Source organism: Hymenobacter sp. BT491 (assembly GCF_014349165.1).
Lineage (GTDB): Bacteria > Bacteroidota > Bacteroidia > Cytophagales > Hymenobacteraceae > Hymenobacter > Hymenobacter jejuensis.
The window spans coordinates 585,399-600,334 of record NZ_JACSJJ010000003.1 but is presented as its reverse complement, the minus strand read 5'-3'; the positions used below and the strand labels follow the sequence as shown (position 1 = coordinate 600,334).

At 58.8% G+C, this 14,936-nt stretch carries 13 protein-coding genes; 11 read left to right on the top strand and 2 right to left on the bottom strand.

Annotation, left to right across the window (positions count from 1 at the left end; all coding sequences use genetic code 11):
• Positions 1-85: 85 nt before the first annotated feature.
• The 9 genes from H9I52_RS14080 to H9I52_RS14040 all read left to right on the top strand — a co-directional run bounded on the left by H9I52_RS14080 (position 86) and on the right by H9I52_RS14040 (position 9,871).
• On the top strand, positions 86-826 hold the full coding sequence (locus tag H9I52_RS14080) for a hypothetical protein (RefSeq protein ID WP_187454381.1): 741 nt from the start codon (positions 86-88) through the stop codon (positions 824-826).
• Between the two features lie 5 nt (positions 827-831).
• Positions 832-2,094 (top strand): hypothetical protein, encoded by a 1,263-nt coding sequence (locus tag H9I52_RS14075; RefSeq protein ID WP_187454380.1) that lies wholly within the window; start codon positions 832-834, stop codon positions 2,092-2,094.
• 244 nt (positions 2,095-2,338) lie between these two features.
• Positions 2,339-2,809: a PPC domain-containing DNA-binding protein gene (locus H9I52_RS14070; protein WP_262386077.1), complete on the top strand. Its 471-nt coding sequence runs from the start codon at positions 2,339-2,341 to the stop codon at positions 2,807-2,809.
• Positions 2,810-2,870: 61 nt separating this feature from the next.
• Positions 2,871-3,368: a PaaI family thioesterase gene (locus H9I52_RS14065; protein WP_262386076.1), complete on the top strand. Its 498-nt coding sequence runs from the start codon at positions 2,871-2,873 to the stop codon at positions 3,366-3,368.
• A 26-nt stretch (positions 3,369-3,394) separates the two neighbouring features.
• Positions 3,395-4,822, top strand: coding sequence for a glycoside hydrolase family 125 protein (locus H9I52_RS14060; RefSeq protein WP_187454379.1), 1,428 nt, complete (start codon positions 3,395-3,397; stop codon positions 4,820-4,822).
• A 131-nt stretch (positions 4,823-4,953) separates the two neighbouring features.
• The gene (gene gndA / locus H9I52_RS14055; RefSeq protein WP_187454378.1) at positions 4,954-6,453 is read left to right on the top strand and encodes an NADP-dependent phosphogluconate dehydrogenase; all 1,500 of its coding nucleotides are present in this window, start codon (positions 4,954-4,956) and stop codon (positions 6,451-6,453) included.
• 38 nt (positions 6,454-6,491) lie between these two features.
• Complete coding sequence (zwf, locus tag H9I52_RS14050; protein WP_187454377.1) at positions 6,492-8,000, top strand: glucose-6-phosphate dehydrogenase; 1,509 nt, start codon at positions 6,492-6,494, stop codon at positions 7,998-8,000.
• Between the two features lie 6 nt (positions 8,001-8,006).
• On the top strand, positions 8,007-8,744 hold the full coding sequence (pgl, locus tag H9I52_RS14045) for a 6-phosphogluconolactonase (RefSeq protein WP_187454376.1): 738 nt from the start codon (positions 8,007-8,009) through the stop codon (positions 8,742-8,744).
• A gap of 68 nt (positions 8,745-8,812) precedes the next feature.
• Positions 8,813-9,871, top strand: a complete 1,059-nt coding sequence (locus tag H9I52_RS14040; protein WP_187454375.1) for an NAD(P)H-dependent flavin oxidoreductase — start codon at positions 8,813-8,815, stop codon at positions 9,869-9,871.
• 38 nt (positions 9,872-9,909) lie between these two features.
• Here the strand turns inward: H9I52_RS14040 and H9I52_RS14035 are convergent, their stop codons facing one another.
• Both H9I52_RS14035 and H9I52_RS14030 read right to left on the bottom strand, forming a co-directional pair.
• Entirely contained in the window at positions 9,910-11,478 is a 1,569-nt protein-coding gene (locus tag H9I52_RS14035; protein ID WP_187454374.1) for a DNA integrity scanning protein DisA nucleotide-binding domain protein, read from the bottom strand.
• A 147-nt stretch (positions 11,479-11,625) separates the two neighbouring features.
• Positions 11,626-12,417, bottom strand: coding sequence for an energy transducer TonB (locus tag H9I52_RS14030; protein WP_187454373.1), 792 nt, complete (start codon positions 12,415-12,417; stop codon positions 11,626-11,628).
• Between the two features lie 126 nt (positions 12,418-12,543).
• On the opposite strand from H9I52_RS14030, the gene H9I52_RS14025 reads away from it, so the two are divergent.
• A complete protein-coding gene (locus H9I52_RS14025) occupies positions 12,544-12,978 on the top strand; it encodes a RidA family protein (RefSeq protein WP_187454372.1) in 435 nt (144 codons plus the stop codon).
• Positions 12,979-13,048: 70 nt separating this feature from the next.
• Positions 13,049-14,884, top strand: coding sequence for a MutS-related protein (locus tag H9I52_RS23260; RefSeq protein ID WP_187454371.1), 1,836 nt, complete (start codon positions 13,049-13,051; stop codon positions 14,882-14,884).
• The last annotated feature ends 52 nt before the right edge of the window (positions 14,885-14,936 follow it).

Genomic DNA, 14,936 nt, shown 5'->3' with positions numbered 1-14,936 from the left:
ATTTGCCGGGCCTCGCTCACTGCCCGCCCCACCTCCTCGACGGTGAGCGAGTGACCTGATACCAACTGCGCGTTTGACCACCTATATGAACGAGAAGAAAACCGGACTTGAAGCCTTTGTCGAGCGCCAGCGCGCCGACTTCGATGCTTTTGAGCCGCGCCCGAATTTGTGGGATGAAATTGAGAGTCAGCTTGCGGCCCCCGAGGCGCAGGACGAGGAATCGGTGCGTATTGTAAAGCTCGAACCCGAAATTGCTGCCCCAGAGAAAGGTGCTAAGCAGGGCTTCCGCTACCGGATTGCGGCCGCCGCAGCCGTGTTGTTGCTGGCTGGCGGTGGCTTCTGGTTGCAGCGCGAAGCACCGTTGCAGCAAGTAGGGGCCATCTGGACCAAGAGCAAAACGGTGCCTGTGGTGAAAACCCCGCGTGCTGACGAGCCCGAATCCTTCCTGTATCTGGGGTCGTCGCCTGTTGCCACGCAAGCTACCGAAGGCCCGGCCCAGCGCCTCACTTCGGCGGTACAGCGCATGGAAACCTACTACGCCAACCAAATCACAGAGCGGCAAAGCGAACTGCGGCAACTGGACAAAGAAGCCGCGCTGACGCCCGGCGCCGACTGGCGCAACGAGCTGGCCGAGCTAGATTCGACGTATCGGCAGCTCAAAGTTGAGCTCTACCGCAACCCCGAGCCTGACGTGGTGCTGGATGCCATGAACCGCAACTTGCAAATCCGGCTCGACATTCTGAATCAGCAATTGCGCACCCGCGAGCGTATTCAGGATTATCATTCTCCTGCCACCGAACCGGCGGCTACCGCTGCTGCCCGCTAAACTATATGAACTCCTTGCTCATCAAGTGTAAATTCTGGGCTATAGCGGTGGTAGTGCTGCTGGCTTCTGCTACTGCGGGCAAGGCGCAAGGGCAGGAGGTAACCCCGGCTCTTTCGAACGCCACCCAGATTCAGTATTACTGCGACCCCAGTCCGGAAGGCCCTACGCTGATCTTGACGGAGCAACCGCATGCGATTCAAAGCGACAACCAACAACCCAGTACCGAAGGCCCCGACCAAGATGGCGCCGGAACGGTGCCGGCTGTAGAGAAATCACGCCACCTGAGCCGCACGTTTCCGGCGGTGGCCGGCCGGCTCTACGCCTTGGATACGCGTTACGGTCGGGTTCAGATTAACACTTGGGGCCGTAACGAGATCCGGACCGATGTGGAAATCATCACCCGGGCCGATACCGACGAGAAAGCCCAGCAGCTGCAGGATATGATTCAGGTGCTGCTGGTCGCCAACGACCCCGCTACCGGCGGCATTTCGGCCAAGTCGCGCTTCGGCCTGATGCCCCGCGCGTGCTGGAGCCGGCTGCGGCTATACGAAGTGAATTATACCATCTGGATGCCCAAAAACACACCGTTGCGGGCATATAACAGCTTCGGCGAGATCAGCATCAACGGCGACCTAACCGGCCCTACGGAGCTAGCCGTGGAATACGGTGTGCTCCACACCGACCGTCTCGAAGGCGCCCAAAACCTGGTGCGCGTGGGCAACGGCCAAGGCACCATCGCCTACGCCCGCAAAGCCGGCATCGATGCCTCGTACTCCAAGCTGCATTTAGAAGCGGGTCAAACCGTGGATTTGCGCAACAACTACTCTGATATTGACATTGGTTCGGTGCAGAACCTGACTGTGCACAGCAAGTACGGCGAAGTCGCGCTGGGCACCGTGCACAACCTGAGTGGCACTTCCGGGTACAGCAAGTTCAGCATCGACAAGCTGCGCAATCAGCTGGACATGACCCTGCAATACTGCCCCGCCTTTGAAGTGCGCAACACCGGCAAAAACTTCCAGCGCATCAACCTAGCCGGCGGTTTCAGCACCATACTGCTCAATTTTCCCGACGACGCCGGCTTCAACTTCGACGTGAACACCGAACACGGCAAAGTGGACATCGATAAGCGGTGGGTACAGTTGCAGCCCACGGCCATCAGCGCCTCCGCCAGCGACCTGCAAGGCAAATACGGCGCTGCCCTGACCAAAAACTCTGGTAACGTCAACATCAAAGTACACAACGGTACGGTAAGCTTTAATAGGTAATTTATTGATAATCAATAGATTATGTGTTTGTTATAGTATAATGTTTTCTCTAAAAAGGCCGGTTACAACCGACCTTTTTCGTTATGGGGCGGCTCGCGCTACAGTTAAAAAGCGCTATGTTTAGGCAGCCGGAAGCGTACGGTATTCCTGCGTTTCTGAGCCCGAAACTGATTGTATGCGTTGTTTCTTTCTGGTAGTATGTTGGCTGGGGCTCGGTGCTCCGGCTGTTTTGGCTCAAAAACCCATGTCTACGCCTGCTACTGCAGTTGCCTTGCCTTCGTCGATGCGCACGTTTTCCCTGCGTTTGCAGCCGGGGCAGGATTTGCAGAAGGAGCTAATGGCTTTCGTGGAGGGCCATCAGGTGAGGGCCGGGGCCATTGTAACGTGCGTGGGCAGCCTTACCACTACCACCCTGCGGCTAGCTAACCAACAGGGCCCCAGTGTGTACCGCGGGCATTTTGAAATTGTCTCGTTGGTGGGCACGCTCTCCGTAAACGGCAGCCACCTGCACCTGGCCGTATCCGATTCGACGGGGCGCACCATCGGCGGGCACCTGTTGCCGGGCAACATCATCTATACCACCGCCGAGCTGGTGATTGGTGTGCTGGGCGAAGTAGATTTTCGGCGCGAGCTCGATCCGGTCTCGACGTATAAAGAGTTGAAGATCTATCCGTTGCCGGATAAAAAACGTGCGGCCAAAAAAGGTACTCCGTAGACTCGCTAGGAGCCGAGGGAGTCAGGAGCAAGTAATTGAGAATCAAGCGGTACCTTATTGTATGACTACCACCGATACTCCCCAGGCCGTTGCTTTCCGGCGGACCATCCAGAATCCGACCAAGCTGCGGCTATTTATGCTGCGCAGCTTGCCGATGGCGTACCTGGCTGGGCTGCGCGTGAAGGATATGACGCCTGAGCACGCCGTTGTTACGGTGCCCTTTAAGTACTTGACTAAGAATCCGTTCCGCAGCATTTATTTTGCGTGCCTCGCTATGGCGGCCGAGTTGGCCAGCGGCGTGCTTTCGATGATGTACGTGAGCAGCGGCTCGCCCGTATCGATGCTGGTGGTGAAGATGGAAGCTGAGTTTAGCAAAAAAGCCGTCGGCCTGATTTCCTTTACCAGCTCCGACGGAGCTGCCATCGGGCAGGCCATCGCCGAAAGTCGGGCCACAGGCGAAGGCCGCACTGTGGTGTGCACCAGCACCGGCACCGACGAAGCCGGCGACGTGGTGGCCGTCTTCCGGATTACGTGGTCGTATCGGGCCAAGAAAGGATAAATCTGTTCTACTCTGGGCTTGCTCTTATGGCCACTCGCCGCCACTTTTTGCACACCGCCAGCCTGGCTACGGCTAGTCTCATCCTGGGCCTGCCCGCTGTGAAAAGCATGGCCAAGGAGAATTTCACGAGTCGGCGGCCCGCCCCGCCGGATCGTAATTTCACCAGCGAAGCGGTTGAAAGCACCATCCGGCGCGTTCGCAAAGACATCAAAAACGAAGAGATAGCCTGGCTTTTCGAAAACTGCTTCCCTAATACCCTGGACACGACCGTGCGCACGGGCACCCGCGCCGGCAAGCCTGATACCTTCGTCATTACCGGCGATATCGACGCGATGTGGCTGCGCGACTCGTCGGCGCAGGTGTGGCCGTATCTGCCTCTGGCTAAGCAGGATAAGAAACTCCGGACTTTGCTGCAAGGCGTGATTCACCGGCAGGCCGCTTGCATCCTGCTCGATCCGTATGCCAATGCTTTCTATGCCGATGCCACCAAGGTAAGCGAGTGGAAAGACGACGAAACCACCATGAAGCCCGGCGTACACGAGCGCAAATGGGAGGTCGATTCGCTTTGCTACCCCATCCGGCTGGCCTACGGCTACTGGAAAGCCACCGGCGATACGTCGCCCTTCGATTCCGAATGGCAAAGCGCCATGCAGCTAGTACTGCAAACCTTCCGGGAGCAGCAGCGCAAAACCGACCGCGGGCCTTATAAATTTGGCCGGCGCACGAGCTGGCAAACCGATACGTTGGCCGGGGGCGGCTACGGCAATCCCGTGCGCCCCGTTGGCCTGATTTGCTCGATGTTTCGCCCTTCCGATGACGCGACGCAGTACGCTTTTCTTATTCCCAGCAACCTATTTGCGGCGGTGAGTTTGCGGCAGCTTGCCGAGCTGTTTGGGCAGCTGAAGGAGGCCCCGGCATTTGCCGCCGATTGCGTAGCACTGGCTCAGGAAGTAGAAAATGCAGCCCGCCAACATGCCCAAACCGAGCACCTGCGCTACGGCCGGGTATACGCCTACGAAGCGGATGGTTTTGGTAATCAATCGTTTATGGACGACGCCAACGTGCCTAGTCTGTTGGCGTTGCCGTACCTAGGGGCCGTCGCCGCTTCGGACCCCGTCTATCAGGCTACGCGCCGCCTTGTGCTCTCGCCCGACAATCCCTATTTCTACCGTGGCAAGGCGGCCGAAGGCGTCGGCGGGCCCCACGTCGGGGCCGGGCAAATCTGGCCGTTGGGCATCATCATGCGGGCGCTCACCAGCCAAGACGCGGCCGAAATTCAGCAGTGCCTGACGTGGCTGCGCACCACGCACGCCGGCACGGGCTTCATGCACGAGAGCTTCGATCAGGACAACCCCAGCAAGTTCAGCCGAAAGTGGTTTGCGTGGGCCAACACGTTATTTGGCGAATTGATCTTGAAAGTGCACGCCAACCAGCCCCACTTGTTGCAGGCCTAAGCACTGGATGCAGGGAAATTATCGGCTTTATAACACCCGGAGGCGCAATCCTGCGTACACCGGAGCTTGTTAGAAGCAATCGGCCGTGGAGAAAGCCAAGGCTTCGCCTTACACCTATAACTGCACTGATAATGAGCGCAAAGCCAACTGAGTACACGTTCGGCATGATCGGCCTGGGAACCATGGGCCGCAACCTGTTGCTGAACATGGCCGATCATGATTTTGCCGTAGCCGGCTACGACAAAGACGCCAGCAAAATCCAGCTGCTGGCCGACGAAGGGCAGGGCAAGCGGGTACAGGGCTTCACGGCACTACCCGAGTTTATCCAGAGCCTGCACGTGCCGCGGGCCATCATGATGCTGGTGCCGGCGGGCGCCATCGTGGACAGTGTAATCAACGAGCTGCTTCCGTTGCTCACCCCCGGGGACATTCTCATCGACGGCGGCAACTCCCACTTTACCGACACCAACCGTCGGGCCGCTGACTTGGAGTCGAAGGGCTTCCACTTCTTCGGAATGGGCATTTCGGGTGGAGAAGAAGGCGCTCGTCGTGGCCCCAGCATGATGCCGGGCGGCGACAAAGAAGCCTACCAAATCATGAAGCCTACGTTGGAGGCCATCGCCGCCCGCGTCGACGGCGTGCCGTGCGTGACCTACATTGGGCCGGGAGCCGCGGGGCACTTCGTCAAGATGGTCCACAACGGCATCGAGTACGGCCTCATGCAGCTCATTGCCGAAACCTATGAAATCCTGAAAAAAGGCTTAGGTCTTGATAATGACGCTATTGGCAAAGTGTTCTGCAGTTGGAACGAAGGCCGCTTGCAGTCTTTCCTGCTCGACATCACCAAGGACATTTTTGCCTTCGTCGCCCCCAACACCGATCACCTGCTGCTCGACGACATCAAGGACGAAGCCCGCGCCAAAGGCACCGGCAAATGGACTTCGCAGGTGGCCATGGACTTAGAGCTGCCCATCCCGACCATCGACTCGGCAGTTGAAATGCGCGACTTGTCGAAATACAAAGCGCTCCGCGAAAAGCTCGCCGCCCTGTACAGCCCCGAAGAGCCGCATCTGGAAGTTGATAAAGATGCTTTCCTAACTAACTTGGAGCAAGCCTTTTACTTCAATATGATCATCAGCTATGCCCAGGGCATGCATTTGCTTTTGAAGGCGTCGAAGGATTACGAATATGGGTTGCAGCTAGGCGAGATTGCCAAAATATGGCGCGGCGGCTGCATCATCCGCTCGAGTTTTCTCAACGATATTTTTAACGCCTACCAGCAGACACCCGATTTGGATCATCTGCTGCTCGACGAACGCGTGATGGCGCTCGTGACCGAGGCCGTACCCGGCGCGCGCGCGGTGGTGTCGCAGGCCATAGCGGCGGGCCTTGCAGTGCCGGCATATGCGGCTTCGCTGGGTTATTTCGACGCGTTCCGCAGCGCGCGCATGCCTTCCAACCTCATTCAGGCGCAGCGCGACTACTTCGGGGCGCACACCTACGAGCTGGTCGGTCATGAGGGCGTATTTCACACCCAGTGGACGCCGGAGCACGAAGATGCGACCCACAAAATGGATACGCACGAAACGTCGAGCACCGGCAACGAGAAGAAAGTCATTCCGAACAAGTAGGCTTCTGGCCCTTACCCATCTTCTGCCCCAACCCGCGCATGATTACCAACAAGCAAATCGCGCCCACCATCTTCGTCATTTTTGGTGGTACCGGCGACCTGAATGCCCGTAAGCTGGCCCCGGCGCTGTACAATCTGTATCTGGAAGGCTGGTTGCCCGAGCAGTTTTCCATCATCGGCACAGGCCGCACGCAGCTTCAGGACGAGGATTTTCGCAAGAAGCTCCTGGAAGATATCAACCAGTTTTCGCGCAGCGGCAAAGCCGAAAAAGAGAAGTGGGAAGCGTTTTCGCAGCACCTTTTCTACCAGGTTTCCGACCTGAACGACTTCAAAACCTACAAGGAGTTTGGTACCCGCATCAAGCACTTGGAAACGGAGTGGGACACCAAAGCCAACGTGATTTACTACTTGGCGGTGGCTCCCAACTTCTTTCCCGTCATTGCCGAAAATTTGGCCAAGAGTAAACTGGCCGACGATTCGCAACGGGTGCGCATTGTGATTGAGAAGCCGTTTGGGCACGATCTGGAGTCGGCGAAGGAGCTGAACCAGTTGCTGATGCGCACCTTCGACGAGCGCCAGATATACCGCATCGACCACTATTTGGGCAAGGAGACCGTGCAGAACATCATGGCCTTCCGGTTTGCCAACTCCTTGCTCGAACCGACCTGGAACCGCAACTACATCGAGCACGTGCAGATTTCGGTGACCGAGCAGCTGGGCGCGGGCGAGCGCGCCGGGTATTACGACGGTTCCGGCGCCCTGCGCGACATGATTCAGAACCACTTGCTACAGCTGCTGTGCTTGGTGGCAATGGAGCCGCCCATCAGCTTCAACGCCGACGAAGTGCGCAACCGCAAAGTGGACGTGCTGCGCGCTATGCGTCGCTTCTCACCCGACGACGTGCGCCTTTCTACGGTGCGCGGGCAGTATGGCAACGGGTGGCTGGAAGGCAAAGAAGTGCCCGGCTACCGCGAGGAGCTGAAAGCTGAGTCGAACACCGAGACCTTCGCGGCCGTGAAGTTTTTCGTCGACAATTGGCGCTGGCAGGGGGTGCCGTTTTACCTGCGTACGGGCAAGCGCATGCACCAATCGGCTTCCGTGATCAGCATTCAGTTTAAGGAAGTGCCGCACTTCATGTTTCCGCCCGAAACGGCCGATAGCATTCACAATAACCGTTTGATTATCAGCATACAACCAGAAATGAGCATTCGGCTGCAGGTGCAAGCCAAGCGGCCGGGTCTGGATATGATTTTGAACACCGTAGACATGGTGTTTGACTACAAAGGCACCTATTCCAGCGAAGCGCCCGAAGCTTACGAAACGCTGTTACTCGATACGATGCTGGGCGACCAAACGCTGTTTATGCGCGGCGACCAGGTAGAGGAGGCTTGGGATCTGATTATGCCCATCCTGACCACGTGGCAAGGGCGCAAGAGCCTCAACTTCCCCAATTATTCCGCCGATTCGTGGGGGCCCGAAACGGCCGAAGCCCTCATTGCCCGCGATGGCTTTCACTGGTTTACGCTGCCGCTCAACGGCAAAAAATAATCGCCGATGAAGCTTACTATTTTTGCTACGGTCGAGGCGCTGCTGCAAGGCTTCGCGGAATATTTTGTGGCTACGGCCAACCAAGCCATCGCCGAGCGCGGCCAGTTTTCGGTGGCGCTTTCGGGGGGCAACTCGCCCAAAAAGCTGTTTGAGCTGCTGGCCTCAGATGCGTTCAGGGCGCAGGTAGCGTGGGAGAAGGTGTATTTCTTCTTCGGCGACGAGCGCTACGTGCCGCATACGTCGCCCGACAGCAACTACCTGATGGCCAAGAAGGCCCTGCTGGACCCGCTAAACATCGACTCGTCGCATATTTTTCCCGTCGATACCAGCGTACCGCCCGTGCAGGCGGCGCAGCGCTACGAAGCGACCATCGACCAGTTTTTTCGGGGGCAGCCGGCGCGCTTCGATTTGCTCTTGATGGGGCTGGGCGACAATGCGCACACGGCGTCGTTGTTTCCGCACACGCCCGTGCTGCACGAAGAAGCCGCAGGCATTCGGGAGGTGTATCTGGAAGACAAGAAGGTGTACCGCATCACCATGACGGCCCCTCTGATCAACCAAGGCCGCAACGTGGCTTTTTTGGTGTACGGCGCCGACAAAGCCGCTGCGCTACGGCGGGTGCTGGAAGAAGCGCGCAACATTGAGGAATATCCGGCGCAGCTCATCGCGCCCACCGACGGCGACTTGCACTGGTTCGTAGACCAAGCCATCGCTTCGGAGTTGAAAAATAGCTATAATACATAAATCATTGATAACCAGGTATTTATTATTATACATTACCTAAATTCCGCAGTGCTTAACGACTGAAGCAGATGGTGACGCTTGCTCCGAATCTCCGTTTTGAGCATCCCATTATCCAAGCGCCGATGGCGAGCGTCTCTACGCCGGCGCTTGCAGCAGCGGTTTCGCAGGCGGGTGGGCTTGGCTCTATTGCAGGCGGTATGTCGTCGGTGGAAGCGCTACAACAGGCGATTGCGGCCGTTCGGGAAGCCACTGACCGGGCGTTCAACGTGAATTTGTTTTGCCACCGGCCCGCCTCCCCCGATCCGGCGCGCGAAGCTGCGTGGCTGGAGTATCTGCGACCCTTCTTCGCGGAGTTTGGCAGTACGCCGCCTGCCGTCTTGCAGGAAGCCTACCCCAGTTTCGTTGCCAACGATGACATGCTGGCCATGTTGCTCGAAACGCGCCCGCCGGTTATTAGCTTTCATTTTGGTTTGCCGCCCACTGATAAGCTTGCTGCCTTGCGGGCTACCGGCGCTACGTTACTGGCCTGCGCCACCAGCCTTGCCGAAGCACAACAGCTAGAAGAAGCAGGGGTGGACGCCATCGTGGCGCAAGGCGTGGAAGCGGGCGGTCACCGCGGGTTATTTGAGCCCGAACAAGGCGATGCCGGCCTTTCAACCTTCGCGCTCACGCGCCTGTTGGTCCGCCGGTTGCGCACGCCCATCATCTCCGCTGGCGGCATCATGGACGGCGCCGGAATAGCCGCTGTAGTGCGCCTCGGGGCAGTGGCGGCTCAAATGGGCACTGCTTTCGTCGCATGCCCGGAATCGGCGGCCGATGCGGCTTACCGGGCCGCGTTGTTAAGCGATCCGCCCGCGGCTACGGCTATTACGGCCGTTATTTCCGGGCGTCCGGCGCGCGGGCTGGTCAACCGGTTCGTGCGTGAAGTAGACCAGCCTGGCCGGCCGCCTGTAGCTCCATATCCGCGCGCTTACGATGCCGCGAAGGCCTTGATTATGAGTGCCAAACAGCACGGAAATCTTGGCTTTGCCGCGCAATGGGCCGGGCAAGGTGCGCCGTTGGCTCGCGCGTTGCCTGCTGCCGAACTTGTGCAAGTGCTTGTCAGCGAAATGCAAGCGGTTATTTAGCTTATAACAGTCTGTATAAAAGAGGTTTATAGCGAAAGCTAATCGCCTCCTTCCAAGCTTTCTTTCGTAATCACATCCACCAAGCCGTCTTCACTGACCACGATGGCCATGCACGGATACGGGCTGCTCTCGACGTAGCGAATGGCCGAGTTGTAGCGGGCGCCGCGGGTGCTGGTGCCCCGGCCCGAAGCCTTGCCATCGAGAATGACGCCAATGGAATAGCAGTACGATTCGGGATCGACGAGCACGGCCCCGTCGATGGACGTGACCAACCGCGTGATGAGCGGCGTAAGTGGAACGGGCTCAATCAGTGTGCATTGCAGTTTGAGCCGGTCGGCTTCGGCGAGGGCTTCCGTAGTCACCACCACCAAGGTGCCGTGGGGCTGGCGGCTGGCTTCCACCATCACGTCCCAGAGCCGCTCTACTTTGGCCGGGTCGGTGAGGTTGAAGGTAGTGCGCAGGTCCTTGCGGAATTTGGTCCGGTTGAGGCGAGCGCGCGACAAACTGGGCAGCCCGTACACGGCGCGCATCAATACCTTGCTGTCGTGCTGAAACTCCCAGGCGTAGTGGTTGATGAAATTAACCACGAACAAGTCTTCCCGCGCTGGGTCGTAAGAGCCAATCTGACGGCCGAGCGCATACACGTTTTCGCCATCGGCGAGCAAGCTCACGTCGGCCGTGGTCATCTCGAGCAGCTTGCGCACGGCGCGGTAATCGGTAAGCGGGGTAGGGCAGGTGAGGGCAAAAACTTCCTCCAGATTGGGGTGCCGCCGCCGGGCCAATATCAGCTTGCCCACGCCCTCGGCGCCCTCGTAGCGCAACGAAGAAATGGTGTTGCAGGTCGCAAACAGCTTGGCTGTGGCCGGGTCCATGCCCAGGGCCTGCGCCGGCGTATCCATAAACAGCTTGCCCGCCGCCCGGATGAGTTCGTCGGTTTCGCGGGGGCGCAGCATGAGTCCGGAGCCCGGTTCGGGCTCCGTCAGTGATTTCATGCACTCCTCGTGAAAGCGTGCTGCCGCCGCCACCAGCAGCGACGAGGCCAAGGGCTTGCCATTGGTGTAGTAGCGGTTGGGTTGAAGAGAATTATGGGCCTTCAGAACCTTCCGATAGAGGCGAAGCACCGTCACGACGTAATATGAACCAACCTGAATGGGCCAGCCTGCAAAAGAAAGAATCTTGCCTTTCGGGGCATCCAGCGTATCCAGAACCTCCTGCACGGCCAGGCGCAGCCCTAAGCTGTGCAAGCGACGGTGCAGCACCTCCTCCGGAATCTGGTCGCGGTCCCAAGTGGGGGTCCATAACTGCAAACGCTGCAATTCCTTGCCGCGGGCTAGCACGTTGCTGAAATGCGAAAAATCGAGGCCGCAGTCGGCTGGTTCGAGGCACACGGCCGGTGGCTCGGCGTGGTCATGCGCTTCAACCGGAATGCCCAACAGCAGCACCGAGGGTTGCAAGTCATCGTCGAGCGCATCAAACAGGCTTACCGCAATGGCGTGCGCCGCCTGCTGGAAGCGCGTTTGGTAAGGCCAGATTACCTGTTCAGTTACCGGAAAAGGCAACGTAGGCGCTACGGGTGGCGCAGAGAGCAGGGGCAGCGGAGTAAGCATAGCTGGAAAGGGAAAGGCGGAAAGAAAGGAGGTGCGCAGCAACAGATCGGGGAGAGGCGGCAACAGGCCTCACAAAAGCAGACCCTCTAAAGAGGCAGACGGATGAGCGGCGGTTGCACTTTAAAAATTCTTCCGCGCTGCCAAAAATTACAGCTGAAAAACCACTGGTAGAACCATCTTCTGCCGCATTGGTTGTCCCTGATACTGAGCAGGTTGCCATTTGGGCGCTGCTTTGAGCAAGCGAATGGCTTCTTCGTCGCAGCCCGAACCCAGGCGCTTGGTAGGTTTTATGTCGGTGAGCGTGCCGTCTTTCTGCACGATGAACTCCATCATCACGCGGCCTTCTACCTTGCGTTGGCGGGCCAAGGCTGGGTAACGCTGGTTTTTCTGAATCCACTCAAAAAATGCGTCCGTGCCACCCACGGGCCGGGCGGGCTGGTCGGGCTTTACGGTCTGGGTTTGGGGCTGATCGGAGGTTCCGGCGGTGGCCGGGGCGCTGGCAGCATCGCCCGCACCCGCCGGAATGGCGAAGGTAACGGGCACCGTCACGCGTTGGCGCACATTGGCATTGCGGTGCTGAGCGGGCTTCCACTTCGGGCCGCCTTTAATCAGGCGAATGGCTTCGGCGTCCAGCTCCGGCGCCAATGGCTTGTCGACGGTAACGTTGGAGATCACGCCTGTTTTCTCCACCACAAACGTAACGGGCACTGTACCCTGTACGCCTTTTTGCAGAGCAGCAGTCGGATATTGCTGATGATCAGCCAGATACTGGGCATAGGCCTCGACGCCGCCCAAGGGCACGGCGGGCTTCTCTACGGCGTCAAAAATCTCGTCGGCCTGGGGTTTAGGGTATTTCAATTTTTGTTGGGCCTGAGCGGTGGTCAGGCCGGCAGCGCTGAGGGCGAGGAACAAGGCCAGTCGGCGGGCAGTAGAACGCATACGAAACAAGATAGAGAGGAAGAGCGGGAGCCAGAAACAGCAGGCTGCCTAGGCACAACAACCGCACCAGCGGACGCGCAAGTTCAGTAGCAGCACGATGCGTCCGAATTGGGTAGATTTGGCACCATGGCAACTGACGAAACGGCAACCCACTTTCATTCTTCCCGCGCTCCCGAACCGGTGGGGCTGTATCCGCACGCCCGGCGCGTGGGCAATCTGTTGTTCTTGTCGGGGGTGGGGCCGCGCCAACGGGGCCAGAAGCAAGTGCCCGGCGTAGCGCTGAATGCCGATGGCAGCATCCAAAGTTATAACTTCGAGCAGCAGTGCCACGCCGTGTTTCAGAATGTGCGCTACATACTGGAAGAAGCCGGCGCCCGCTGGGAAGATCTGGTGGATGTGACTGTCTTTCTGACGAATATGAAAGACAACTTTCCCACGTACAATCGGCTCTACGCCGAGTATTTCCAACGCAATCAGCCGTGCCGCACCACGGTCGAGGTCAACTCCCTGCCCACGCCCATTGCCATCGAGCTAAAGTGCATTGCGGCGCTAAGCGCCTAGGCGAGAGCTTGGGTGCGGGCCGCAGCGGCTGCAGCGTTATATCTTTGACGGAAACCTGCTGTTATTGTCTGTGCCCAACGCTACCGCTTTTCGTCCGCTCAGCATCGCCCCCGCTGAAATCTTTGCTGAAAATCTGGCTGCCCATTCGACCCAGGAAAAGCAGTACGCCGCTCGGCATCAGGCTGTGGCCTGGCTACGCATCGTGGTGTTTGGCGTCACGATTGCCGGCGGGTACGGGCTCTTCAGCCGCGGGCATTACGAGTTGGGCTTTGGCTTGCTTTTCCTGGCGTACCTAGCTTTTCTGCTGCTGGTGCGCTGGCACAGCAAAGTAGGCTACCTGCGCGAGCATTACCGCCTCCTGGCCCAGCTCAACCGCGACGAGCTGGCCCGCCTGGAAGGTAAGCTCACCCAATTCGACGCCGGCACTCGCTACCTCACCGTCGAGCACCCATACGCTGCCGACCTCGACGTGTTTGGGTCGCATTCGCTGTACCAGTTGCTCAACCGCGCTACCTCGCGCCTGGGCCACGATTGGCTGGCTGGCTGGCTGCTGGCTGCTACACCGCCAGCGGGTATCGTGGAGCGGCAGGCTGCCGTTGCTGAGCTGGCCCCCGACTTGGCGTGGCAACAGGAATGGCAGACCCGCGCCCGTCACTTTCCCAAGCAAGATGCCGACCCGCGCCACTTCACGGCTTGGCTTCAGCAACCCGATTTTTTCATTGGCAAAGGCTGGCTGAAAATCTGTTTGCTCGTGCTGCCGCCTTTGATTGCGGTGAGCCTGGGGCTGTGGTTATTGGGCTTTTCGGCTTGGCCGGTGTTGGTGCCGATTTTGCTGATCAACGCCATCAACTACACGTTTCGGCAGAGCATTCAGGAATACTCACAGCACAGCGCGGCCATGCGCGATGCCCTGCGCGCTTACCACGACCAATTGGCGCTGTTCGAAGCCCGCACGTGGCAATCGTCTTTGCTGCTGCGCCTGCACCGCACGCTGCACGCTGCCGCAGGCTCGTCGGCTTCGCTGCTGATCGGGCAGCTATCGCGCATTGCGGGGCAGTTTTCCTTGCAACACAGTCCGTTGGTGGGAGTTGTGGCTAACAATCTGATATTGTGGGACTTGCATTGCATGTGGCGATTGGAGCGCTGGAAAAGCCGCTTGCAGGGCCGCCTCGACGTGATGCTGGAAGTAGGGGCCGAGGTAGAAGCCTTGGTTAGTCTGGCTGGCTTTCAGTTTGCTAACCCCGCGTACGTGGTGCCCGAAATCAGCACGGCGGCTCTGGAAGTGACGGCCGAAGCGCTGGCTCACCCGTTGATCTTTGCTTCCGAGCGCATCAGCAACAATTTCAGCACGATAGGGGTGGGGCGCACGGCCGTAGTAACGGGCTCCAACATGTCGGGCAAAAGCACTTTCCTGCGCACCGTCGGGCTGAATATGGTATTGGCGCAAGCGGGCGCCGTGGTCAGTGCCCATCGGATGCGGGTGAGCCCAGCGCAGGTGTACACGGCCATGCGCACCCAGGATAATCTGGCCGAAAGCACGTCGTCGTTTTATGCCGAGCTCAAGCGCCTGCGCCTCTTGCTCGAACTCACGGCTACGGGGCAACCGGTGTTTTACATGCTCGACGAAATCCTGAAAGGCACTAACTCCCGCGACCGCCACCGTGGTGCCCGCGCCCTCATCCGCCAGCTGCACCAGCGCCCCGCCAGTGGCCTTATCAGCACCCACGACCTGGAGTTGGCCGCCATGGAAACCGAACTGCCCGGTTTCGTGACCAACTTTAGCTTCAACAGCACCATCGAAGGCGACGAAATCCTCTTCGATTATCGCCTTACGCCCGGCGTGTGCCGCAGCTTCAATGCCAGCAAGCTGATGCAGCTCATGGGGATTGTAATTGAGGAAAACTAAGTACCTCGCCTCGTTGCAACCTTTCGGCGCGCCGGAATCTCTTGAGAACAGT